We start from the raw sequence: 24227 nt of genomic DNA on the forward strand, positions 1-24227 counted from the left end.
AAGGGCCTTTCCCGGCACCACGCGTAAAAGGTGGCTGCAGGGGCGGAACGGGAAGGCGTGCCGGACGCACGATTCGAGTCAGGCAGAGCGGGTAGTTCGGCAAGTCCGGGGAAACTGGAACTCCTTCAGTGAGGTGAGTCCGTGCGAGCGAAACTTCGTCTTTGGCGGTTCCCCCGGCATCCATGCCGGCATGCATTGCCGCCCGGGGGTATCCGGCGGCTGCGAATTCTCGCGCACGACGGCGCCCGTGACGATCATGCACGGTAACGAGTCCGCGATTCCGGTTTCCCAGGCATCGACCATGCCCGGCGTGCGGGCCTGGCTCGCGCTGGGCGTCCTGTGTTTCGTGTACGTCCTGAATTTTCTGGACCGGCAACTGCTGGCCATCCTCGCCAAGCCCATCCAGGACGCGCTGGATCTTTCCGACGGCCAGCTGGGGCTGATCGGCGGCCTCTACTTCGCGTTGTTCTACACGTTCATTTCGATCCCGATCGGCTGGCTGGCCGACAAGACGAATCGCGTCAGGGTGTTGTCGCTGGCTTGCGCCGTCTGGAGCGCCGCCACCATGGCGTGTGGCCTGGCCCGCACCTATCCCGAGCTGGCCATTGCACGCATGACGACCGGCTTCGGGGAGGCCGGCGGCGTCCCGCCGTCCTACGCAATCATTTCCGACTACTTCCCGCCTGGCTGGCGTGGCCGGGCACTGGGCATATACAACCTCGGTCCGCCGATCGGCGCTGCCCTGGGCGTGGCGTTTGGCGCATCCATCGCGGTCGTGTTCGGCTGGCGATATGCGTTCATCGTTCTCGGCGGCGTGGGCGTGTTGACGGCGGGCGTCCTCAGCCTCGCGGTACGCGAACCGCGAAAGGGAGGCCTGGACGACGTCCGCCCGGGCGACATCCGCCCATCGGGATTCATCGAGACCCTGAAGATGTTCGTTTCGCATCCCGCGCTGATGCTTGCCGCGTTCGGAAGCGCCGCGACGCAGATGATCACCTATGGCATGGGCAACTTCACCACCCTGTTCCTGATGCGCGAGAAAGGCATGACCCTGGATGAGGTCGCGGTGTACTACGCGCTGGTCATCGCCATCGGGATGGGCGGGGGCATGATGGTCTCCGGGAGGATGCTGGATCACTTCACCCGACGCAGCCGGACCGCCTATGGCCTGCTCCCCGCCATCTCCCTGGTGGTCGCCCTGCCGCTTTACGTGGGCTTCGTATGGGCGCCTGGATGGGCGCTATCGCTCTGGTTCCTGCTCGGCGTGGCGTTTCTCAACTACTTCTATCTCACCGCGTCGGTGACGCTGGTCCAGCAGGAAGTCCGTCCGGACCAGCGCGTCATGTCGGGCGCATTGCTGCTGCTGGTCATGAACTTCATCGGCCTGGGCCTGGGCCCGACCTACGTGGGATTGCTCAGCGACTACTTCCACGCCAGCGACCCGATGCATTCGTTGCAGACCGCCCTGTACCTGCTGATACCTTTCTACATCGTTGCCATCGTGCTGTTTCTGTTTCTGGCGCGGGTGCTGCGTCGCCAGGATCGTGCCATCAAGAACGGAGGAATCATGTCGTGATGCCGCTACGCACGGGCGCCCTGGGCGTCCTGATCGTTTGCATTGCCTGCCTGGCTCCGTCTTATTCGCACGAAGGTCCCGCCATGTCGTCCACCTCGAAGACCCAGTCCGCGCCCGTGGTGGACACCTCCACCGGCCGCGTGCAGGGACTGGCTGCCGGCGCGCTGAACGTGTTCAAGGGCATACCGTATGCCGCGCCACCGGTCGGCGCGCTGCGCTGGAAGGCACCGGTGGCGATGCCGACGTGGTCGGGCATCCGGGAAGCCACGGAGTTCGGCGCCGCCTGCCTGCAGCCCAAGCCCAAACTCTCGAACATCTACGAAGGCAAGCCGGTTCCGATGAGCGAGGACTGCCTGACGCTGAACGTCTGGGCACCCAGGGACACGCGGAACGCGCCCGTGTTTGTCTGGATCTACGGTGGCGCCTTGTGGGGCGGCTCGAACCGCGACCCGCTTTACGACGGGGCACGTCTGGCCGAGCGCGGCATCATCGTGGTCTCCATCAATTACCGCCTGGGGCCGCTCGGCTGGCTCGCGCTTCCGGCGCTGAGCGCCGAGTCTCCGCTCGGCGTTTCCGGCAACTACGGCCTGCTCGACCAGATTGCCGCGCTGCGCTGGGTCAAGGAGAACATCGGCGCCTTCGGCGGCGATTCCGCGAACGTCACGATCGCGGGCGAATCCGCGGGCGGCTTGAGCGTCATGTATCTCATGGCTTCGCCGCAGGCGCGCGGCCTGTTCGCGAAAGCCATCGCGGAAAGCGCGTACATGATCTCCATGCCGGAGCTGAAAAGGAACAGCCACGGCATGCCGGCTGCGGAAGAAGGCGGCACCAGACTGGCCGCCGCGCTGCATGCGCCTGATCTTGCCGCACTGCGCGCCATGGACGCGGGCAAGCTGACCGAAGCCGCGGCGGCGGCCGGATTCGCGCCGTGGGTGACTGTCGACGGCCACCTGGTACCGGATCAGCTGGTCGACATTTTCGAGAAGGGCGAACAGGCGCGAGTCCCGCTGCTGGCCGGCTTCAACAGCGGTGAAATCCGTTCGCTGCGGGTCCTGGCGCCGCCTCCGCCAGCCAGCGCCGCGGAGTACGAGCGCAGCATCCGTGAGCGCTACGGCGATCTTGCGGATGACTTCCTGCGCCTGTATCCCGGTGACAACCTGGAAGAGAGCATCCTCGCCACGACCAGGGACGCGCTGTACGGGTGGACCGCGGAGAAACTGGTGCGGGCGCAGACGAAGTTTGGCCAGCCGGGCTATCTCTACTACTTCGATCATGGCTATCCGGCAGCCGATGCCGCCCACCTGCATGGCTTCCATGCCAGCGAACTGCCTTACGTGTTCGGCAATTTCGACGGCACCCCGCCACGGTGGCCGAAGGTGCCCGAGACGCTGCCGCAACGCAGGCTTTCCGATGCGATGGCCGGTTACTGGACCAGCTTCGCGCGCACGGGAAAGCCGATGGCCAGGGGAGAACCCGAGTGGCCGGCATTCGGCTCGAACCGGGCCTACATGGCGTTCACCGATGGCCCGCAGCCCTCGAAGGATCTGCTGCCGGGCATGTACCAGCTGGTCAACGAGGTCGTCTGTCGGCGCCGGGCCAGCGGCGATCAGCCGTGGAACTGGAACGTGGGCATCGTGGCGCCGCCACTGCCCGCCGTTGACGCCAAGTGCGCGCCACGCTGAACGGCCTGCGCCCCACGGCAGGAAGCTCCGGAAACAACATGAAGAGGTGTGGCGCCCAGTTCGATCTGCGCGCCGCGACTTGCTCAGTGTCCCAACGCGAGAAACCCGGCCGCCATGAACCGGGTAATCCGTTGCTTGACGGCCGGGAAGTCATCCGAGCGACAGACCCCACCAGATAACCGATCGATGCGGCCGGTGCGGGCGAGCGTGTTCATCAGGGCACCGGTCACGAAGTGGTAGCCCCAGAAGATGTCCTCCGCCGAATAGTCGGGCAGCGCACGCTTCAGGATACCCACCAGCTTGAGCACCACCGGATCAAAATGGACATCCATCAGCGCGGCCCCTTCGGGCGTGTTGCTGACTCGCGCGCTGAAGGCCCCGTAGTTCATCCAGTGCTCGCCTCCCTCGTAGTAGAGGTCGAGATCGGTGTCGAGAAAGGCGTGAAGCGCGCCCTCGACGGTGGGCGAGTCTCCGGCCTCTGCCTCGTATTCTTCCAGCGCCGTCATGCGGCGGCTGCTGGTGACGCCGGCGCGCCGGGCAAATACCGCCTCGAACAAGGTCTGCTTGTCCTGGAAGTAGTAGTGGACGAGTGTCGTGTGGATGCCGACGCGTTTGGCGACATCGCTCAAGGTGACGCCATACAGTCCGTTCCTGGAAAACAGGAACTCTGCAGCGTCGAGGATCTGCTCCATGCTCTCGGCGCGCTGCTCGGCCTTCCGGCGAGGAGCGCGCTTTTTGGTTTCCCTTGGCATCTCGATACGGCAACCACTTTGAAGAGCGTTGATCAGTCTATGCACCGCTGCCGCGGGGCGTCAACAATCCGGGTTCTCGTCATCCAGGTCGATGCCGCCGAACGTCGAACGAAGCCGCAGCTTGTCGATTTTGCCGGTAGCCGCCAGCGGCATCGCACTGACGAGTTCGACCTGATCGGGGATCCACCAATCCGCGACCTTGCCCTTCAACCAGGCGAGCAGCTCAGCGGCTTCAAGCGCCATTCCCCCGCGCGGCTCGACCACGAGCACCGGACGCTCGCCCCATTTTTCGTCGGCCCTGCCGATGACCGCCACCAGACTGACAGCCGCGTGCTGACCCACGATGTCCTCGATTTCCGACGGGTTGATCCATTCACCACCGGACTTGATCAGATCCTTCGACCGCCCGCGAATGGCGAGATTTCCGTCTTCATCGATGCTGGCCAGGTCGCCGGTCTCGAAGTAGCCATCGTCATCGAGCACATCCACATCGCTCCTGTAGTAGCGATCGATGACGCTGGCGCCCTTGATCCTGAGGTGCCCGGTCATGCCGCGCTGGCGGGACAGCGTCTTTCCATCGGCATCCGTCAGCCTGATGTCGACACCCATCACGGGGCGGCCGGAAGTCTGGTTTCCGAGTGACCGACGGGCGGGCGAAGCCATGGTGCCGGTGGGGTACAACTCGGTCATGCCCCAACTGGTCTGTATCCGGACACCGAGTCGCTCCTCCATTCGTCGGATCAGCGTCTCCGGACAACTCGAGCCGCCGATGAGGATGCGTTCGAGGTCGGGCAGTTCGCCTCCGACGGCATCGAGATGATCGATCACGCCCAGCCAGAGCGTATGGACACCGACGGCGACGGTAACCTTTTCATCGCGCAACAGTGCGGCCAGGCTGGCGCCGTCCGCATGCCGGCCCGGCAGCACGAGCTTCGCGCCCACCGCAGGTACGGCGAAAGGCAGACCCCACCCATTGGCATGGAACATGGGAACCGCTGCCAGCACCACGTCGCGGTCGGTCAGTGCGATGGCATCGGCCTGGAGTACCCGCAGCGTGTGCAGGTAGTTGCCACGATGGGTGTAGAGCACGCCCTTGGGTGGCCCGGTCGTGCCGGAGGTGTAGCAAAGCCCGGCGGGCACCTCTTCGTCAAACTCGCCCCATGCGACCGGCGTACCACGCTGGTCGAGCAGCGTTTCAAGAAGCCATGATCTGGCCGTCCATTCCTGAGCGGAAGAATCGCCGGGAAGCTCGCCGTCCATGACCACCACATGCTCGATCGTGGGACAAAGCGGCAGCAGCGCATCCAGGAAGGTGGCCAGGCTCGACGTCACGGCGAGCGCACGATCCCCTGCCTCGTTGATGATCGCGGCCAGGTGCTCGACGGTGTAGCGCGGATTCAGCGTATGGCAGACGAAGCCCGCTCCCATGGTCGCGTAATACATCTCGAAATGGTGCCGGGTATTCCAGCCGAGGGTGCCGACGCGATCACCGGGATGCAGGCCCAGCGAGCGCAAGGCGCCTGAAAGACGGTTGCTGCGGTCTCTCAGTGCGGCATAACCGATGCGGTCCGTACCGCCGGCCTGTGCAGACACGACTTCGCGCTGCCCCCACCATTTGGCGGCGTGCTCCAGAAATTTGTCGACGGTCAGAGAATAGGATGGCATGCGGAAGAGACACCTTGCGCGGCCTCGCCGTGTCGCCGCACGGCAACACGGCGAGGCCGCTGCGCGATCATTGGAAGAAGTACGTGGCCCGTATGCCGTATTGACGCGGGAACCCGGCAAACCGAAGCCCCGAATTGATGGCGCCGATGTAGTGCTGGTTGGTCAGGTTCGAGCCGTACAGGGTTGTCAGCCAGCTGCCGTGCGACCAGTCGATCTGGGCACCGAGCAGGTTGCGGCTTCCGATGCGGTCGCCGAGCGCCTCGTTCTCGAACAAGGTGGCCCACTGCCCCGCAATGTGCGCGTAGTTGATGCGGGGGGTGATCGTGTCGCTGCCGACATGGATGGTCCGCTGCAGACCCGTGTTAAACGTCAGCTTCGGCGCATAGGTTTGCTCGGTTCCGCCCAGGTTGCGGCAAGTGGCGCTTTGCGGGCCGCTGGCCGGATCGCAGAACGCGACCGAGGGAAGCCTGGGGTCGGTGGCGTAGAACTCGCCCACGTCGCTGTGCAGCCAGCCGAGATTGCCGTACACCGACCAATCGCCGAAGGCCGCCTGGAGCTGTGCTTCAAACCCGTAGATCCTGGTGGGATGGGGCGTATTGAGCTCGATGCCGAAGGTGGGAAAGTCCGGGTAGCCGATGGTCACCTGGAAATTCTTGTAGTCGTTGTGGAACACATTGACCTGGGTGCGCAGGTGATCGTCCAGCCAGGCCGCCTTCCAGCCGGCTTCCAGGCTGGTCACCGTCTCGGCCTTGAACGGATCGGGCAAGCCGAGGCCCACCGGCACATTCAGACCGCCCGGGCGGTAGCCGCTGGCGGCAAAGGCATAGAGGAAGTTTCTTTCGCTGAGCGTCCAGTCCAGCGACACCTTGCCGGAGAAGTTCGAGTATCGGGCGGACTGGTCATCGATCAGCGGCAGACCGTACTGGACAACGGTCACGTGGTTGGTCGTGCGGTCCTTCGAATAGCGCCCGCCAACCGTGAGCTTGAGCCCGTCGGTGAGCTGGTATCCGACCTGGCCAAACACCGCGGTGTTCTTCTTGGGATTGGTTCCCTGCAGCGCGTACTCGGTGGCCGGGAAGCCTTCCGGCACGCCGATCAGGAATTGGCCGGGGGGGAACGTGTAGGTGTCCTTCTGCCAGTAGGCGCCGAGTACCCAGGTCAGCGGGCCGCTGTCGGGCGAAATCAGATTGAGTTCCTGGGAATAGATGGTTTCGTACACCAGGTCCCGGAACGTGCTGTTGCCCAGTTCGGTGCCATCCAGGTCGGCCTTGTACGCCGTGCTGCCATGCTGATAACCGGAGGTCGCCCGGAATTTCACCCCGTTGGCGAACTGGTAATCGATCTTCAGCACCGTGCGCGAAAATTGATCCAGCGCCTTCAGCGGAGCGTTGGCCGTGATGTTGAACGGGTCGTTGGGCGAGTTCACCGGATCGGCCGGATAGGCGCCCATGTCGATATGGTTGTAGTCGGTCTTGAGCAGGGCCGAGAAGCTGTCACTGGGCTTCCAGAGCAGGCCGACGCGGGCACTGCGCGAGCGCAAACGGGCGTCGGATCCGCTGTACGGGCCGGAGATGTTCCAGAAGCTGCTCCGGTTGTCGCTGTTGACCGCGACGCGCGCCGCGAACGTGTTGCTGATGGGCAGGTTCACGGCGCCCTGCAGGGCCACGTCGCTGTAGTTGCCGGCCTGGCCCGACACGTAGCCCTGGTAACCGCCATTGATGACCGGGTCGTTCGAGCTGACCAGCACCGCGCCGCCGACCGCGTTCTGGCCGCCGAACGTACCTTGCGGACCGCGCAGGATCTGCACCGAGGCAATGTCGTAGTACGGCTCCTCGGCGAAGTAGCCGGGGAATGTCGGCACGCCGTCGCGGTAGACAATGACGCCCGTGCCGGTCTGCGTGTTGTGCTCCGCCTTGCCGATCCCGCGGATGTCGAAATCGATGCCCTGGCCGAAATTGTTCACGGTGGCCGAAGGGCTGGTGAACTGGAGCTGGTCAACCACGTTCACGCCGCGATTGAGCAAGTCGTCGCCGGTCAGCACCGTCGCCGCGATCGGCGTGGTCTGCAGGGATTCATCTCGCCGCTCCGCCGAAACGGTGACCGTTTTCAGCGTCGTGGCCTTGTCCTTGGCTTTCGATGGGGCCTGGTCGGACCCCGTATCGGATGATGCCGCCGTGGCTTGCGCCATCGCCCCGCACCACGGCAAGGTCAGGAGCGCGAGCCCCAACCAGCGTGCGCGGCTCTTTCCGGAATTGATCTTCATCTCTCCCCTCCCATTGATCGGCTTGCGTGGTAAGTCGGCGACTTTGATGGCGCCGTCATGGATCAGCACATCCCCGAGCGCAATTTGGCGCTGTTTTTGATCCATAGTCAATACTAACTAAGTTTATAGTGAATATCTTTACCAGGGCTTTTCGGGGTGCTAGGGTGGCGTTCGGCGCCCTCCTCCGGCGAGTGTCGCCGGACCCGAATTCTGGCCAGAGCGCCCGTCAGCAGGGCAACAGGAGGCTCCAATGATTGATCTGAAAGGGCGCGTGGCGATCGTGACCGGCGCAGGCGGCGGCCTCGGCCGCTCCCATGCGCTGCTGCTCGCCAGGCACGGCGCCCGCGTCGTGGTCAACGACCTGGGCGCCGGCGGCGCGGCGGTGGCCCGGGAGATCAACGAGAATGGCGGGGAAGCGTATTCCGCCGAAGGCTCGGTCACCGATGTCGCCTTCGTTCAACAGATGGTGGAAACGGCGCTGGCCACCTGGGGACGCGTCGACATCCTGGTCAACAACGCGGGAATCCTGCGCGACAAGTCGTTCGCGAAGATGAGCCTCGACGATTTCCGCCTGGCGGTCGAAGTCCACCTGATGGGAGCCGCGCATTGCAGCAAGGCGGTCTGGGAGACGATGCGGACCCAGGGCTACGGGCGCATCGTGATGACCACCTCGTCTTCGGGCCTGTATGGCAATTTCGGACAGGCGAACTACGCCGCCGCGAAGATGGGCCTGGTCGGGTTGATGCAGACGCTTGCACTCGAGGGAGTCAAGCACGGCATCCGGGTCAATTGCGTTGCGCCGACCGCGGCCACCCGGATGATGGAAGGCATCCTGCCGGAGGAACAACTGGCCTTGCTACGACCCGAGCTGGTCAGCCCGGCCGTGCTTGCGCTGGTGTCCGAAGCCGCGCCGACGCGGGCCATCGTCTGCGCCGGCGCTGGCGGCTTCGAGCTGGCGAATATCAGCCTGACCCAGGGGATCCACCTTGCGGGCGCGACGCTTTCTGCCGAGAACCTGCTCGCGCAATGGGCGCAGGTTGCGGACAGGAACGGAGAATTCATTCCCGAGCAGGGTTTCGATCAGAGTCGTCACGAATTGCGCAAGGCCGGCTACGTCCCCACCGAGGCGACCGGGGCCTGAGGCAGCCGGACGATCTCGGCCTTCCGCCGATCCTTTCCCCCTGACCGTTCGAAGGCGAAACGCGGGGCACACTGATGAACACGTTTGCAGGCAAGGTCGCGCTGGTGACGGGCGCAAGCTCCGGCCTGGGTGAGGCGACCGCCCGGAAATTCGCGCAGGAGGGTGCGAAGGTCGTCATCGCCGCCCGGCGCACGGAGCAAGGCACTCAGGTCGCGCAACAGATCATCGCCCTGGGTGGCGAGGCGCATTTTGTCCGTGCCGACGTCAGCTGCGCGGCGGACGTCGAGCGCATGGTCAACGAGACGGTGGAGAGGTTTGGCCGTCTGGACTGTGCCGTCAACAACGCGGGAATCGCCGGGCCCAGGTTCACGCCGGCAGCCGAAGTGACCGAGGCAGAATGGGACGAGGTCATGGGCGTCAACCTGAAGGGCGTGTGGCTCTGCATGAAGCATGAAATACGCACCATGCTGGCGAACGGGGGCGGCGCCATCGTCAATGTCGCTTCGATCTACGGCTGCAAGCCGAGCGACATCGGCCATGCGCCCTACTCGACCAGCAAGTTCGGCGTCGTCGGCCTCACCCGGTCCGCGGCGGCCGACTATGGGCAGATGGGCATTCGCATCAACGCGGTCGCGCCCGGCTTCACGGCGAGCGAGATGGTCAATCCCGACCGGCCCGGCGCAGCAGAGCGGTACAAGGCGCTTGTCGCCCGTCATTCGGGCATGAACCGTTTGGGCAAGGCCGAAGAAACCGCGAACGCGATCCTCTGGCTGTGCTCCGGGAGCGCGAGCTACGTCAGCGGAACCGTGCTCACCATCGACGGCGGCAGCGCCACACGGCTCTACTGAAGTCACCTGCGATATGCGGTGCCCGGGCTCCCCATTATTCGGCGGCCCCAGTCACCCGGGGCGACCGGCGCATCATTCCACAGTGACCGACTTGGCCAGGTTGCGCGGCTGGTCGACGTCGGTGCCGCGCAGCACGGCGACGTGATAGGCCAGCAGTTGCAGCGGCACGGTGAACACCGCCGGTGCGATGAAGCTGCCGCCGGATTCCACGCGCAGCATCGTGCCGTGGGCGGCCATGTCGTCCATGCCGGCAGCACCGTCGGCGAACACGATCAGGCGACCGCCGCGGGCACGCACTTCCTGCAGGTTGGACTTCAGCTTGTCCAGCAGCGGGCCGTTCGGCGCCACGGCCACGATCGGCATATGCTCGTCGACCAGGGCCAGCGGCCCGTGCTTGAGCTCGCCCGCGGGATAGGCTTCGGCGTGGATGTAGGAGATTTCCTTGAGCTTCAGTGCGCCTTCCAGCGCGACCGGATATTGCGCGCCGCGACCCAGGAACAGGGCGTGCTGGCGGTGGATGAATTCGGCCGACAGCTCGATGATCGCCGGCTCCAGCTTCAGCGCATCCTCGATCGCGCGCGGAAGATGCTGCAGCTCGGTGCACAGCGCGGCGTAGCGATCCTCGGCCAGGCCATTGCGACGCGCCAGTTCCAGCGCCAGCAGGGCCAGCCCGGCCAGCTGGGTGGTGAACGCCTTGGTCGAGGCCACGCCGATCTCGGGGCCGGCGCGGGTCATCAGTTTCAGGTCGGCTTCGCGCACCAGCGAGGATTCGGGCGAATTGCAGATGACCAGGGTGCCCAGATAACCGCGGCGGCGCGATTCGCGCATCGCGGCCAGCGTGTCGGCGGTTTCGCCGGACTGCGAGATGGCGACAAACAGCGTGCCGTCCGGCACCACCGCCTCGCGATAGCGGAATTCGCTGGCCACTTCCACGCTGACCGGCAGGCGCGCGAATTCCTCGATCCAGTACTTGGCCACGAGGCCGGCGTGATAGCTGGTGCCGCAGGCGATGATGTGCACGCCGCGCGTAGCTTGCAGCAACGCGTCGCTGTCGATCCCGAAGATGTTCGGCAGCACGCCATGCGGGCCGATGCGCGCCTCCAGCGTGTCGGCCACCGCGCGCGGCTGCTCGAAGATTTCCTTCTGCATGTAGTGGCGGTATTCGCCGCGCTCGACCGCGTCCCTGGACAGCTCGCTCTCGTGCATGTCCCGCTGCACCGGCGTGCCGTCCAGGCCGAACACCTGCACGCCGTCGCGGGTGATCTCGACCACGTCATCCTCGTCGAGGTAGAGCATCTTGTTGGTGACCTGGATCAGCGCCTGCGCGTCGGAGCCCAGGAAGTTCTCGCCGATGCCGAGGCCAACCAGCAGCGGCGCGCCGCGGCGCGCGCCGACCACGCGATCGGGCTCGTCACTGCTGAGCACGGCGATGGCATAGGCACCTTCCAGTTCGCGCACCGTGGCCAGCACCGCCTCGCGCAGGCTCACGCCCGCCGTGTAGCGCCGGTCGATCAGCGCCGCCATCACTTCGGTGTCCGTTTCCGAGGTGAATACGTGGCCCTCCGCCTGCAACTCGGCGCGCAGGCCCGCGTAGTTCTCGATGATGCCGTTGTGCACGATGGAGATGCGCCCGGCCATGTGCGGATGCGCGTTCGCCTCGCTGGGCACGCCGTGGGTGGCCCAGCGCGTATGCGCGATGCCGGTGCCGCCGGGCAGCGGATCGGCGAGGTACAGCGCCTCCATTTCGCGCACCTTGCCCTTGGCACGCGCCCGGCGGATCTCGCCACGATCGATCACGGCCACGCCGGACGAGTCGTAACCCCGGTATTCGAGCGCCTTCAGGCCGGCGATCAGCAGCGGCGCGACATCACGCTGGGCAACGGCAGCAACAATTCCACACATCGTTCGGATTTCCTTGGAGAAGCAGGGCCTCCGGCCCTGCATGGACGGGCGATTATGCCCGTTCATTCATGACTGTTCGCTGCCCGAACCGGGTGCGTCCGGCGATGGCCGCGAGTTTCATTCAGCCTGTTCAGTTCACCTTGCGACGCAGCCAGTTCAGCAGGTCGATGCGGGTGATCAGGCCGAGGAAGTCGTCGCCGTCGACCACGATGGCCACGTGGCCGCGCTCGAACACCGGCAGCAGCGATTCGACCGGCGAGCGCACATCGAGCTTCTGCAGGCTGGTGATCATGGCGCTCGACACCGAATCGCGGAAACGCGACTCGTCGGCGTGCACGTGCATCAGCACGTCCGATTCGTCGACGATGCCCACCAGCTTGCGGCCGTCCATCACCGGCAGCTGCGACACGTCGTACAGCTTCATGCGGTTGTAAGCGGTGATCAGCAATTCGTTGGGGCCGACCACCACGGTGTCGCGCTGGGCGAACGGGCGCAGCAGCAGGTCGCGCAGGTCGCCGTGCTGCTCGCGCTCGATGAAGCCGTTGTCGAGCATCCAGTAGTCGTTGTACAGCTTGGACAGATACTTGTTGCCGGTGTCGCAGACCAGGGTCACCACGCGCTTCGACGTGGTCTGCTCGCGGCAGTAGCGCAGCGCCGCGGCCAGCAGGGTGCCGGTGGACGAGCCGCCCAGGATGCCCTCCTTCGCCAGCAGCTCGCGGGCGGTGAGGAAGCTCTCCTTGTCCGGGATCGCGTAGGCCTTCTTCACCCGGGTGAAGTCGCTGATGCCCGGCAGGAAATCCTCGCCGATGCCTTCGACCATCCAGCTGGCCGACTTGGTCGAGAGCGTGCCCTCGTTGATGTATTCGGCGAGGATGGAACCGACCGGATCGGCCAGCACCAGTTCGGTCTGCGGCGAGTGTTCGGCGAAGAATTTCGACAGGCCGCTCAGCGTGCCGGACGAACCGCAGCCGAGCACGATCGCGTCGACCTGGCCGTCCATCTGCTCGAGGATTTCCGGCCCGGTGGTGGCGATGTGCGCGGCCGGGTTGTCGGGGTTGCCGAACTGGTTGATGAAGTACGCGCCGGGCGTCTCGCGAGCGATCCGCTCGGCCATGTCCTGGTAATACTCGGGATGGCCCTTGGCCACGTCGGAACGGGTCAGCACCACTTCGGCGCCCATCGCCTTCAAGTTGAAGATCTTCTCGCGACTCATCTTGTCCGGCACCACCAGGATCAGGCGGTAACCCTTGGCCTGCGCCACCAGGGCCAGGCCCAGGCCGGTGTTGCCGGCGGTGCCTTCGACCAGGATGTCGCCCGGGCGGATGCGGCCGTCCTTCTCGGCGCCCTCGATCATCGACAGGCCGATGCGGTCCTTGATCGAGCCGCCGGGGTTGGCGCTTTCCAGCTTGAGGAACAGTTCGCACAGGCCGGTGTCCAGGCGCTGGGTGCGGACCATCGGCGTGTGGCCGATCAATTCAAGAACGCTCTGGTGGACCGTCATGGGGGCTCCGTGATGTGGCTGCGACGCGATGAGGACCGTCGCGACAAGAGGGCCATGATACCCGAGCGCTCGAAGCGGGCAGCGCAAACGCGGCGGCCCCGGCACCCTTTCCGTCTGGCGGAAAGGGCCCGGGGCCGCGTTCGCGAACAGCCGAGGTCAGTGGACGAGATGCGCCCGATCTGCCCACATGCGTTCGAGTCGGGACTTGGCCAGCAATTTTTCCTTCTTCATGCTGGCCAGGGTCATGTCGTCGATGGGCAGTACGCCGATGTCGGCGTCGTGCACCTTGCTGTCGAGTTCCCTGTGATGCTGGTAGAGCCGCCGGAATTCCGCATCAGCCTTCATCAATGCCTCGACATCATCACGCTGCTGGTTTTCAAACATGGTCCGACCTCCTCGCGAGTTGACGTGCGGACGCAACAGGCCGTCCGCAGACGGTGAACCGGGGCGCGCACCCTCGATCCGCGCCGGAACACCGGATGCGGAGGAAGCTTTCGAAGCGAGAAATGCGTGCATGGTTCGGTCAGTGACCCACGGGACCGGGATGCCCCGTGGGACTTTGACCCTACTCCCCCACCGGAGGGGGTGCAAGCGTTTCGAGGGCACTTTCGGGAGGCGTGGAAAGTTCCGTAAAAAACTGTCAAAACAGCCTTTTACATCCGCTCAACGACTTTCTTCCGCGACCGTAACGGGGGCCGGAAACGACCCGGTCAGCGATGCTGGCCGGACGGCTTGGTATCGGTCCCGGAGGGCTTGTCCGCGCCTTCCATCTGCGAACGCATCGCCTTGGCCGCCTGCGCCGCCAACTCGGCCTGCCGCTTGGCGGCGCGTGCCACCTTGCTCTGGGCCGCGGCCAGCTTCTTTGCCCGATCCGCTTCCGCCCGGGCCTGGTCGGCCGCCTGCGAGTACTCCAGGCCCTGCGCCTGCAGCCGGGCCGCCTCCTCCTGCGCCAGCTGGTATTGCAGGCGCTGGCGCTCCAGCTCGCGCCGGGCCAGCTCCGCATCGCGGCGGCTGTTGTCCAGCAGGATCTGGTCGTGTTCGCGATCGAGCTGGGTCAGCTTGACCTGGGCGTCCTGCACCTGCGCGGCGGTCTTGGCCAGGTCGACGCGACGCTCGGCCAGATACAGCGCATGCGGCCGCTCACGCGAGCCGGCCTGGGCCAGCCGGTTGATGGCGTCACGGGCACGGGCCTGTTCGGCCTGGGCGTAGGCGCCCAGGCCGGGATCGCTGGCGAGCTGGTTGAGGCTGCCGGTCAGGCGGTTGATGTCGATGTCGTCCTGGCGGGCATGAGCCGAACCCAGCGTGCCCAACGCCAGCGCGAGGGTGGCAAGGATGATGGCGGAACGCTTCATGGCTGACCTCCCGCGGGGTCCACCGCAGGCTGTTGTGCGTTGTCCGGCACGGTCTGGAAACCGTCACCGGTCGGTGAGGACAGCGCCGAGGACGGCGGAGCCGGCATGTCTTCGGTGGGCTGGGCGTTGGTGGCCGGTGGCGCCGGTGCAGGCGTAGGCGCCTGCGCCGCGGCGGCCGCAGCCTCACCCTGGGCCCGCAAACGGCTGTTTTCCTGCATCTTGCTCTGGATCTGGGCGCGCGCTGCGCCCAGGCGGGCTTTGGCCTGGGCCAGTTCCGCGTCGGCGCGGGATTCCTCGGCCAGGCTCGCCGCGTCAGCGTACTTGCGTTCGGCCATCGCCGACTGCGCCAGCTGGAACTTGTCCTGGGCAAAACCGAGGTCCACCGGCGCATAATCGGCCGCGCCGGCGTCGCGAGCCATCTGCAGCTGGGTCTGGGCCATGTTCATCGAGTCATTGGGCGGCGGCACCGAGGCGCAGCCAGCCACGAACAGGGCCAGGACCAGGGCGATCAGGACGGTGCGGCCGGGCCGGAAATGTCCGGCCGGCAGGGAAAAGATGTGCATCACATTCCTCATGGTGTGTCGCAGCGTATTGTGGGCGGGCATAATCCATCATTGCAACGCGCATTTCGCAAACTAGGGGTTTTTCGTGGACATCGGTTACTTCCTGAAGCTTATGGTAGACAAGGGCGCGTCGGACATGTTCCTGTCCACGGGCGCCCCGGTGAATATCAAGGTCGAGGGCAAACTGTATCCGCTGGGCAATACCGGCCTTCCCAGCGGCATGGTCAAGAAGATCGCCTACTCGCTGATGGACGAAGGCCAGGTGCCCCAGTTCGAGCGCGACCTTGAATTGAACATGGCGCTGGCGGTGAAGGAAGCCGGCCGCTTCCGCATCAACGTGTTCAAGCAGCGCGGCGAAGTGGGCATGGTGATCCGCGCGATCAAGAGCGAGATCCCCAGCATCGAGCAGCTGCAGCTGCCGAAGATCTTCCGCGACCTGATCATGGAGCCGCGCGGCCTGATCCTGGTGGTCGGCGCCACCGGTTCGGGCAAGTCGACCACGCTGGCGGCGATGCTCGACCACCGCAACACGAATTCCTCCGGCCACATCCTCACCATCGAGGATCCGATCGAATACCTGCACCGGCACAAGAAGTCGATCGTCAACCAGCGCGAGGTGGGCCTGGACACCCACACCTATCATGAGGCCCTGAAGAACGCGATGCGCGAGGCGCCGGACGTGATCATGATCGGCGAGATCCGCGACACCGACACCATGGAAGCGGCGATCGCCTTCTCCGAGACCGGCCACCTGTGCTTGGCCACGCTGCACTCGAACAACGCCGACCAGACGCTGGAACGCATCCTCAACTTCTTCCCCGAATCGGCGCACAAGAACGTGCTGATGAACCTGGCGCTGAACCTGCGCGCGGTGATCAGCCAGCGCCTGGTGATCGGCAAGGACGGCCGGCGCATTCCCGCCGCCGAGGTGCTGCTGAACACTCCGCTGATCCGCGACATGATCCGCCGTGGCCAGACCCACGAGATCAAGGAGGCGATGGACCGCAGCCTGCAGGAAGGCATGCAGACCTTCGACCAGTCGCTCTACCGCCTGTACAAGGAAGGCCGCGTGGACCTGGACGAAGCGCTCAACAAGTCCGACTCGCGCGACGGCCTGGCCCTGAAGATCCGCCTGGCCGAAGGCGGCACCAGCGACGAGGAACTGGCCGGCAACGACCCGTACGGGATGGGCTTCTAGAAAAGCGGCCCATGGCCGCCGCTAAGCCCCTTCTCCCCGCCGGGGAGACAAATCGGCAGGATTGCCGATTTGCACGGCGACAGCCGCCCGAAGGGTGAGGGCCAAGGATGGCCCGAATGCAGGTGGCCCGAAGGGTCGGATGAGGGGTCACGGTTGCGACAGATCCCCACCCCCGACAAAAGCGATCGCGCACAAGGTGCGCTCCTGCACGTTCTCAAGGCGCGTCCGGCTGAGCCTCCGGAGCGGCGCGCTGGAACGCTTCCAGTTCGTTGCAGGCGCGGTGGATGCGCGCGATGGTGGGGTAATCGTCCATCGGCAGTTTCCAGCGCAGCGCGTTGTAGACCTGCGGAATCAGGCAGGCGTCGGCCATGCTCGGCGTCTCGCCGTGGCAATAGCGACCCGTCGCGGCGCTGTCGGACAACTGCTCCTCGATCGCCTTGAAACCCGCCGCCATCCAGTGCCGCGACCAGGTCGCGCGCTGTTCCTCGCTGGCGCCAAATTCGGCTTCCAGCTGTTGCAGGACACGCAGGTTGCCCAGCGGATGGATGTCGCAGGTGACCGCCATCGCCAGCGCCCTGACCTGGGCGCGACCACGGGCGTCCACCGGCAGCAGGGCCGTTTCCAGTTCCGGGTGCATCTCGTCCAGGTATTCCATGATCGCCAGTGACTGGGTGATCACCCGATCGCCATCGAGCAGGCACGGCACCATTTCCTGCGGGTTGAGTGCCTTGTAGGCCGGCGCATGCTGCTGACCGCCGTCCTGCACCAGATGCACCGGCCGGGTTTCGTACTCCAACCCCTTGAGGTTCAGCGCGATGCGCACGCGATAGGCAGCGCTGGAGCGCCAGTAGCTGTAAAGCACCAGACCGGTGGCCATGAGCAGTCCCCCTCTGCACGATGATGGCAAGCAGGCGACAGTGTGGCCCGGGCCGGTCCGGGCCGCAACGCCCCGTCGAACGGCAACCGGTTTGCATCGACACGACCGGGGCCGGACAATAGTCGGCTGCCGCCCGTTCGCGGTGATCCCGACCACCACTGGAGTCCTGCCGTGTCCGTCACCCGCATGAGCGACCTCGATTTGCGCGACCAGCGCGTGCTGATCCGCGAAGACCTGAACGTGCCGTTCGACGACCACGGCCAGATCACCTCGACCCAGCGCCTCGCCGCCGCCCTGCCGACCATCCGGGCCGCCCGCGACGCCGGTGCCCGGGTCATGGTGATGTCGCACCTGGGCCGCCCCAAGGAAGGCCAGTTCGACGCCGAATCCTCACTGGCGCCGGTGGCACTCTGGCTCGGCGGCAAGCTGGATCAGCCGGTGCGGCTGGTTTCCGACTATCTGGCCGACGGCATCGAGGTCGGCCCGGGCGAAGTCGTGCTGCTGGAAAACTGCCGCATGAATGTCGGCGAGGGCAAGGACGACGAGGCGCTGGCAAAGAAGTATGCGGCGCTGTGCGACATCTTCGTGATGGACGCCTTCGGCACCGCGCACCGCGCCCAGGCCTCGACCCACGGCGTGATCAGGTACGCCCCGGTCGCCGCCGCCGGCCCGCTGCTGTGCGCCGAGCTCGACGCGCTGGGCAAGGCGCTGGAACATCCGGCCCACCCGCTGCTGGCGATCGTGGCCGGTTCGAAGGTGTCGACCAAGCTGACCTTGCTGGACAACCTGATCGGCAAGGTCGACCAGCTGATCGTGGGCGGCGGCATCGCCAATACCTTCATCGCGGCGATGGGCCACTCGGTCGGCAACTCGCTGGTGGAGATGGACCTGCTCGACGCGGCGAAGAAGGTGCTGGCCGACGCAAAGCGACGTGGCGCCGAAGTGCCGATGCCGGTCGACGTGGTGGTGGCACCGACCTTCTCCGCCCAGGCGCCGGCCACGGTGAAACCGGTCGATCAGGTCGGGCCGGACGAAATGATCCTCGACATCGGCCCGCAAACCGCGGAGATCTACGCCGCGCTGATCGCCAGGGCCGGCACCGTGGTGTGGAACGGTCCGGTCGGCGTGTTCGAGTTCGACGCGTTCGGCAAGGGCACCGAGACCCTGGCGCGCGCGATCGCCGCATCGAATGCATTCTCGATCGCCGGCGGCGGCGACACCCTGGCCGCGGTCGACAAGTACGGCATCGCCGACCAGGTTTCCTACATCTCCACCGGCGGCGGCGCCTTCCTCGAATTCCTCGAAGGCAAGGAACTGCCCGCGGTCACCGCATTGAAGGCGCGGGCCGCGAAGTAATGCTCTGCCTGTTCGACCTCGACGGCACCCTGATCGATTCCGAGCACGGCATCACCGCCTGCGTGAAACACGCGCTGGCCCGGCTCGACGTGCCAGCGCCGGCGCACGAGGAACTGCGTCGCTGGATCGGCCCGCCGCTGCGGCACAGCTTTGCGCCCTTGCTGGATCACGATCCAGAACGGATCGAGGCGGCAGTGGATTACTACCACGAGCGTTTCAACACGCTGGGCTGGCAGGAACACGAGATCTATCCGGGCATCGAGGCGCTGATCGAACGACTGCTCGGCGCCGGCCACCGACTCGCCGTGGTCACCAGCAAGCCGCACCGCCACGCCGCGCCGATCATCGCCCACCTGCCCTTCGGCGACGCCTTCCTGCGCCTGTACGGCCCGCATCCGGACAGCCCGCACAGCGAGAAGGCCTCGATGATCGCCGAGGCGCTGGCGCATTTCGACAGCGACCCGGCAGACGCCGTGATGATCGGCGACCGCCACTTCGACATCGACGGCGCAGTGGCCAACCGCGTGCGCGGTTTCGGCGTGCTGTGGGGCTTTGGCAATCGCGAGGAACTGGAGCAGGCCGGGGCCAGCGCGATCGCGGCGACACCGGACGAACTGGCTGGCCTGCTGCTCGCCTGAGTTTGCCAGCGCGTAAAAAAAGCCGCGGCATGCCGCGGCTTTTTTGTGGATGAAGAAACCCGCGCTCAGCGCACGACGCGCTTCACCGCATCGATCACGTGCGCCACGGTGAAGCCGAAGTGTTCGAACAGCTGCGGTGCGGGTGCGGAGGCACCGAACGTGGTCATGCCGATGACCTCGCCGTCGAGGCCCACGTACTTGCACCAGAAGTCGGCCGTCGCCGCTTCCACCGCCACGCGGGCGCGGCACCAGCCCGGCAACACGCCTTCGCGGTATTCCAGCGGCTGCGCGTCGAACACCTCGGTGCAAGGCATCGACACCACGCGCACCGCCACGTCCTGCTGGGCCAGCGCGCGCGAGGCTTCCATCGCCAGTTCCACTTCCGAGCCGGTGGCGATCAGGATGGCCTGGAACTTCGTGTCCAGCGGATCGGACAGCACGTAACCGCCGCGCATGATGTCGGCGACCTGCTGCTCGCTGCGCTGCTGATGCTTGAGGTTCTGCCGCGAGAAGATCAGGCACGACGGCGCGCCCTTGCGCTCGATCGCCGCCTTCCACGACGCCGCCGATTCCACGGCGTCGCATGGACGCCACAGCTGGTTGTTCGGGATGTAGCGCAGGCTGGCCATGTGCTCGACCGGCTGGTGGGTCGGACCGTCCTCGCCCAGGCCGATGGAGTCGTGCGTGTAGACGTGGATCGCGTGCGCCGGAATCAGCGCGCTCATGCGCACCGCATTGCGGGCGTAGTCGGAGAACACCAGGAAGGTCGCGTCGTACGGGATGAAGCCGCCGTGCAGCGCCAGGCCGTTGGCGATCGCGGTCATGCCGAACTCGCGCACGCCGTAGTAGACGTAGTTGCCCTGGCCGCCCGCGCTGTCGCCGGTGGCGGCGTCGAGGCTGCCCTTCCACTTGGTGAGGTTGGAGCCGGCCAGGTCGGCCGAGCCGCCGATCAGTTCGGGCAGCAGCGGGCCGAACGCGTCCAGCGTCATCTGCGAGGCCTTGCGCGAGGCCACTTCCGGGCCCTCGGCCTGCAACTTCGCGATATACGCCTGCGACTTCTCCGCCCAGTCGGCGGGCAGCTCGCCGGCGAGGCGCCGCTTGAACTCGGCAGCCAGCTCCGGATGCGCGGCGGCGTATTTCGCGAACGCGTCGTTCCAGGCCTGCTCGGCTTCATTACCTGACTTTTTGTGATCCCAGGCGGCGTAGATCTCGGCCGGGATTTCGAACGGCGCGTACTTCCAGCCCAGCTGTTCGCGGGCGGCGGCGATCTCGTCCTTGCCCAGCGGGGCGCCGTGGCTTTCTTCCTTGCCCTGCTTGTGCGGCGCGCCGAAACCGATGATGGTCTTGGCGCAGATCAGGGTGGGCTTGTCGTGCTGCGCCGTAGCGGCAGCAATCGCCTTCCTGATCGCCTCGGCATCGTGCCCGTCGATGCCGCGGATCACGTTCCAGCCGTAGGCCTCGAAGCGCGCCGGCGTGTCGTCGGTGAACCAGCCGTGCACTTCGCCGTCGATGGAGATGCCGTTGTCGTCGTAGATCGCGACCAGCTTGCCCAGCTGCCAGGTGCCGGCCAGCGAGGCGACTTCGTGCGAGATGCCTTCCATCAGGCAGCCGTCGCCGAGGAAGACGTAGGTGTGGTGATCGACTACTTCGTGGCCGTCACGGTTGAAATGCGCCGCCAGCACCTTCTCCGCCAGCGCGAAGCCGACGGCGTTGGCCAGGCCCTGGCCCAGCGGGCCGGTGGTGGTTTCCACTCCCGGCGTTTCACTGGCTTCCGGGTGGCCGGCGGTCTTCGAATGCAGCTGGCGGAAGCGCTTCAGCTGATCCATCGCCAGGTCGAAGCCGGTCAGGTGCAGCAGCGCGTACTGCAGCATCGAGCCGTGGCCGTTGGACAGCACGAAGCGATCGCGGTTGAACCACTTGGGGTTGGCCGGATTGAACTTCATGAAATCGTTCCACAGCACCTCGGCGAGATCGGCCATGCCCATCGGCATGCCCGGATGACCGGACTTGGCCGCTTCCACGGCATCCATGGCAAGGGCTCGCACGGCGTTGGCGAGTTCGCGGCGGGTGGTCATCGGGCAGTCTCCGGCGGGTGCAAAACGTCTATTGTCGCCGATCGACCGTGCGCTGTCGTCTGCGGCTTTTCGATTAATCACCGCTTAACCCCGACACCCCACGGTTCGGCGAGCTTCAGTCTCGACCCACTATCAATGTGCCCGCAGCGCCATCCCCGAGCGCTGCCCGACCCGCGCGTTCCGCTGAATGCGCCGTGGTCCGGATCAAAGAAGAGGACTCCCCATGAACAAGCATCTATTCGCACTCGCCATCGCCACCACCGGACTGTGCACGGTTCCGGCCTTTGCCCAGGACGCCCAGTCTACGGCCGGCACGACCGAAGCCGCCACGAGCGGCAACTTCCAGCCCGGCCAGCCGATCGGCAGCGGCAACTGGTTCCTCAACGGCAGTGTCGGCCAGGCGCACATGCGCGTCGGCCCCTACAACGACCACCCGACGACCTACGCCATCAACGGCGGCTACCGCTGGAAGGTCGGCCCGGATGTCGGCCTCGGCGTGGAGGTCGGCTACAACGACCTCGGCAATTTCAAGCTGAAGAATGCCTTCAACAGCGACGACGTCAACCTGACCGACCGCCGCAACGCGCTGCGCGGCTGGACCGCCGGCGTCAACGGCAAGATCAACGTGTGGCAGGGGCTGTATGTCAGCGGCCGGGCCGGCGTGTATGGCTGGAAGGGCCACGGCTACGCCAACCAGGACATCAACCGGCATGACCTCGACCAGGTCGACTGGTATGCCGGCGTGGGCGCGGGCTACGACTTCAACCCGCATTTCAGCCTGGGCCTGTCGTACGACTACTACCGCGCCAACAAGGATCGGGTCGGCCTGACCTCGGACACGGCTTCGCTGACGGCCGAGTACCGTTTCTGATCCGTCCGAACCATTTTCGTTAACGCCGGCTTAATACTGAACTAATCGGTATTGAATCTTTCCCGGCCCGACCCATCTAAGTCTCCGTGTCGCCGACCACCTTGGACAGCGCACCACCAGCAGCGGCCACTCCCCCATCGGGCCGACTGCCATGACAACAAACTGGAGAAGCTCCATGAAAATGAACAAGACCCTGATTGCCCTCGCCCTGGCCACCGCTGGCGTGTTCGCCGGCCCCGCCGTGTTCGCGCAGAGCGCGCCCACCCACAATGACGGCTGGTTCATCAACGGCAACGTCGGCCAGACCTCGATCAACCATGGTGCGTATGACGACAACGACACCGGCTATGGCATCAACGGCGGTTACCGTTGGGCGGTGAGCCCGTCGGTCGCGCTGGGCGCCGAGGTCGGTTACAACGATCTGGGCAACATCCACGCCAAGAACATCTTCAACAGCCAGCCGGTGGTCGAGGATGGCAAGTCGCAGCTGCACGGCTGGACGGCGGGCGTGAACGGCCACTTCAACGTCACCCCGAACTGGTATGTCAGCGCTCGCGGCGGCATCTACGGCTGGAAGGGCCACGGCCTCAGCAACGACGCCAACCCGGTTCGCAAGGGCCTGGACGACACCAGCTGGTACGCGGGTGCCGGCGTGGGTTACGACTTCAGCAACAACGTCAGTGTCGGCCTGAACTACGACTACTACGACGCAAAGAAGGACCGCGTGGACCTCAGCACCGACATGGTCTCGGTTAGCGCCGAATATCGCTTCTGATCGGTTGTCGGCTCAAGGTAAAAAAACGGGCGCCGCGAGGCGCCCGTTCTCTTTTTGTAGCGTGCAGCTTCCCGCGATCACCGACGATCGCGGGAATTCAACCTCAGCCCTTCCACTGACCCAGCGCCGCCAGGCCGTTGTCACGGGCGCGGGCGTGCACGGTCTTCTGGGCGTCGGCATAGTTCGCCTTCATGTCCTTCGACCACAGCTTCAGCGCCGCCTGCTGCATCGCGCGGCCGTAGGAGAACGACAGCGGCCACGGATGCGGACCGATCTGGTTCATCGCGTTCAGGTGGGCGGTGGACTGCTCGTCGGTCTGGCCGCCGGAAAGGAACACGATGCCCGGCAACGACGCCGGCACGGTGGACTTCAGCACGCGCACGGTGGCCTCGGCCACTTCCTCGACGTCGACCTGCTCGTCCGAGTCCTTGCCCGGGATGACCATGCTGATCTTCAGGATGGTGCCTTCCAGCATCACGTTCTGCTCGTACAGCGCGTTGAACAGGCTGCGCAGCACGGCCTCGTGCACTTCGTAGCTGACTTCGATGCTGTGGTCGCCGTCCATGATCACTTCGGGCTCGACCATCGGCACCAGGCCCGCTTCCTGGCACAGCGCGGCGTAGCGGGCCAGCACGTGGCAGTTCGCCTCGATCGCGGTGGAGCTGGGGTTCTCTTCGGTGATGTTGATCACCGCGCGCCACTTGGCGAACTGCGCGCCGAGCTTGGCGTATTCCTGCAGGCGTTCACGCAGGCCGTCGAGGCCTTCGGTAACGACGTCGCCGGGGAAGCCGGCCAGCGGCTGCGGGCCCTTGTCGACCTTGATGCCGGGGATGATGCCCAGCTTCTTCATGACCTGGGTGAACGGCACGCCGTCCTTGGTCGACTGGCGGATCGTCTCGTCGTACAGGATCGCACCGGAGATGTGCTCGTTCAGGCCCGGCGTGGTCAGCAGCAGCTCACGGTAGGCGCGGCGGTTTTCCTCGGTGTTCTCGATGCCGACGGCCTCGAAACGCTTCTTGATGGTGTTGGTCGACTCGTCGATGGCGATGATGCCCTTGCCGGGCGCGACCATCGCCAGGGCGATGCTTTCGAGATCTTCAATACTCATGACGACTCCGTGGTGCGGCCGGCTTCACGCCCGCACATGGTTGAAGCCGCCTCGAAGACGAAGCGGCATGGTTCAAAACGGCAA

General features: G+C 65.6%; 20 protein-coding genes. 9 read left to right on the forward strand and 11 right to left on the reverse strand.

From position 1 onward, the window contains the following. Nucleotides 1-256: 256 nt before the first annotated feature. Together AC3A56_RS04750 and AC3A56_RS04755 are read left to right on the forward strand one after the other, a co-directional pair. On the forward strand, nt 257-1576 hold the full coding sequence (locus AC3A56_RS04750) for a spinster family MFS transporter (RefSeq protein WP_487769632.1): 1320 nt from the start codon (nt 257-259) through the stop codon (nt 1574-1576). Nucleotides 1577-1659: 83 nt separating this feature from the next. Then, nucleotides 1660-3258: a carboxylesterase/lipase family protein gene (locus AC3A56_RS04755; protein WP_487769512.1), complete on the forward strand. Its 1599-nt coding sequence runs from the start codon at nt 1660-1662 to the stop codon at nt 3256-3258. A gap of 83 nt (nt 3259-3341) precedes the next feature. On the opposite strand, the gene AC3A56_RS04760 is transcribed toward AC3A56_RS04755, so the two are convergent. From AC3A56_RS04760 to AC3A56_RS04770, 3 genes are all read right to left on the reverse strand, one after another. After that, nucleotides 3342-3950: a TetR/AcrR family transcriptional regulator gene (locus tag AC3A56_RS04760; RefSeq protein ID WP_200946191.1), complete on the reverse strand. Its 609-nt coding sequence runs from the start codon at nt 3948-3950 to the stop codon at nt 3342-3344. Nucleotides 3951-4070: 120 nt separating this feature from the next. Next, nucleotides 4071-5675, reverse strand: coding sequence for an AMP-binding protein (locus AC3A56_RS04765; RefSeq protein WP_487769513.1), 1605 nt, complete (start codon nt 5673-5675; stop codon nt 4071-4073). A gap of 67 nt (nt 5676-5742) precedes the next feature. Continuing rightward, complete coding sequence (locus AC3A56_RS04770; RefSeq protein ID WP_487769514.1) at nt 5743-7938, reverse strand: TonB-dependent receptor; 2196 nt, start codon at nt 7936-7938, stop codon at nt 5743-5745. A 250-nt stretch (nt 7939-8188) separates the two neighbouring features. On the opposite strand from AC3A56_RS04770, the gene AC3A56_RS04775 reads away from it, so the two are divergent. Together AC3A56_RS04775 and AC3A56_RS04780 are read left to right on the forward strand one after the other, a co-directional pair. Then, nucleotides 8189-9079 carry an SDR family NAD(P)-dependent oxidoreductase gene (locus tag AC3A56_RS04775; RefSeq protein ID WP_487769515.1) on the forward strand — a complete coding sequence of 297 codons (891 nt, stop codon included), beginning with the start codon at nt 8189-8191 and terminating at the stop codon, nt 9077-9079. Between the two features lie 74 nt (nt 9080-9153). Continuing rightward, nucleotides 9154-9927, forward strand: coding sequence for an SDR family NAD(P)-dependent oxidoreductase (locus AC3A56_RS04780; RefSeq protein ID WP_056766720.1), 774 nt, complete (start codon nt 9154-9156; stop codon nt 9925-9927). Between the two features lie 72 nt (nt 9928-9999). Here the strand turns inward: AC3A56_RS04780 and glmS are convergent, their stop codons facing one another. The 5 genes from glmS to AC3A56_RS04805 form a co-directional block, all read right to left on the reverse strand. Further along, a complete protein-coding gene (gene glmS / locus AC3A56_RS04785; RefSeq protein WP_056766718.1) occupies nt 10000-11829 on the reverse strand; it encodes a glutamine--fructose-6-phosphate transaminase (isomerizing) in 1830 nt (609 codons plus the stop codon). Between the two features lie 130 nt (nt 11830-11959). Continuing rightward, nucleotides 11960-13330 (reverse strand): pyridoxal-phosphate dependent enzyme, encoded by a 1371-nt coding sequence (locus AC3A56_RS04790; RefSeq protein WP_056766717.1) that lies wholly within the window; start codon nt 13328-13330, stop codon nt 11960-11962. A gap of 156 nt (nt 13331-13486) precedes the next feature. Continuing rightward, nucleotides 13487-13714 (reverse strand): HP1242/YdcH family protein, encoded by a 228-nt coding sequence (locus AC3A56_RS04795; protein ID WP_056717360.1) that lies wholly within the window; start codon nt 13712-13714, stop codon nt 13487-13489. A gap of 326 nt (nt 13715-14040) precedes the next feature. Then, nucleotides 14041-14682, reverse strand: coding sequence for a hypothetical protein (locus AC3A56_RS04800; protein WP_056766715.1), 642 nt, complete (start codon nt 14680-14682; stop codon nt 14041-14043). Further along, nucleotides 14679-15245, reverse strand: a complete 567-nt coding sequence (locus tag AC3A56_RS04805; protein WP_487769516.1) for a DUF4398 domain-containing protein — start codon at nt 15243-15245, stop codon at nt 14679-14681. The genes AC3A56_RS04800 and AC3A56_RS04805 overlap by 4 nt, the downstream gene beginning before the upstream one ends. Before the next feature lie 85 nt (nt 15246-15330). Between AC3A56_RS04805 and AC3A56_RS04810 the strand changes: the two genes are divergently transcribed. Next, nucleotides 15331-16443 (forward strand): PilT/PilU family type 4a pilus ATPase, encoded by a 1113-nt coding sequence (locus AC3A56_RS04810; RefSeq protein WP_007807540.1) that lies wholly within the window; start codon nt 15331-15333, stop codon nt 16441-16443. Nucleotides 16444-16657: 214 nt separating this feature from the next. On the opposite strand, the gene maiA is transcribed toward AC3A56_RS04810, so the two are convergent. Next, entirely contained in the window at nt 16658-17320 is a 663-nt protein-coding gene (gene maiA, locus AC3A56_RS04815; protein WP_056717357.1) for a maleylacetoacetate isomerase, read from the reverse strand. A gap of 171 nt (nt 17321-17491) precedes the next feature. On the opposite strand from maiA, the gene AC3A56_RS04820 reads away from it, so the two are divergent. Then, nucleotides 17492-18676 (forward strand): phosphoglycerate kinase, encoded by a 1185-nt coding sequence (locus AC3A56_RS04820; RefSeq protein WP_487769517.1) that lies wholly within the window; start codon nt 17492-17494, stop codon nt 18674-18676. Beyond that, on the forward strand, nt 18676-19314 hold the full coding sequence (locus AC3A56_RS04825) for an HAD hydrolase-like protein (RefSeq protein ID WP_487769518.1): 639 nt from the start codon (nt 18676-18678) through the stop codon (nt 19312-19314). The genes AC3A56_RS04820 and AC3A56_RS04825 overlap by 1 nt, the downstream gene beginning before the upstream one ends. A 65-nt stretch (nt 19315-19379) precedes the next feature. Here the strand turns inward: AC3A56_RS04825 and tkt are convergent, their stop codons facing one another. Next, nucleotides 19380-21389 (reverse strand): transketolase, encoded by a 2010-nt coding sequence (tkt, locus tag AC3A56_RS04830; protein WP_487769519.1) that lies wholly within the window; start codon nt 21387-21389, stop codon nt 19380-19382. A gap of 223 nt (nt 21390-21612) precedes the next feature. Between tkt and AC3A56_RS04835 the strand changes: the two genes are divergently transcribed. After that, nucleotides 21613-22260, forward strand: coding sequence for an outer membrane protein (locus AC3A56_RS04835; protein ID WP_487769520.1), 648 nt, complete (start codon nt 21613-21615; stop codon nt 22258-22260). Between the two features lie 175 nt (nt 22261-22435). Further along, nucleotides 22436-23035 carry a porin family protein gene (locus AC3A56_RS04840; RefSeq protein WP_007807528.1) on the forward strand — a complete coding sequence of 200 codons (600 nt, stop codon included), beginning with the start codon at nt 22436-22438 and terminating at the stop codon, nt 23033-23035. A 103-nt stretch (nt 23036-23138) separates the two neighbouring features. Here the strand turns inward: AC3A56_RS04840 and AC3A56_RS04845 are convergent, their stop codons facing one another. Then, nucleotides 23139-24143, reverse strand: a complete 1005-nt coding sequence (locus tag AC3A56_RS04845) for a class I fructose-bisphosphate aldolase (protein ID WP_056713977.1) — start codon at nt 24141-24143, stop codon at nt 23139-23141. Between the last annotated feature and the right edge of the window lie 84 nt (nt 24144-24227).

This window comes from Rhodanobacter sp. Soil_C_14 (genome assembly GCF_057657335.1).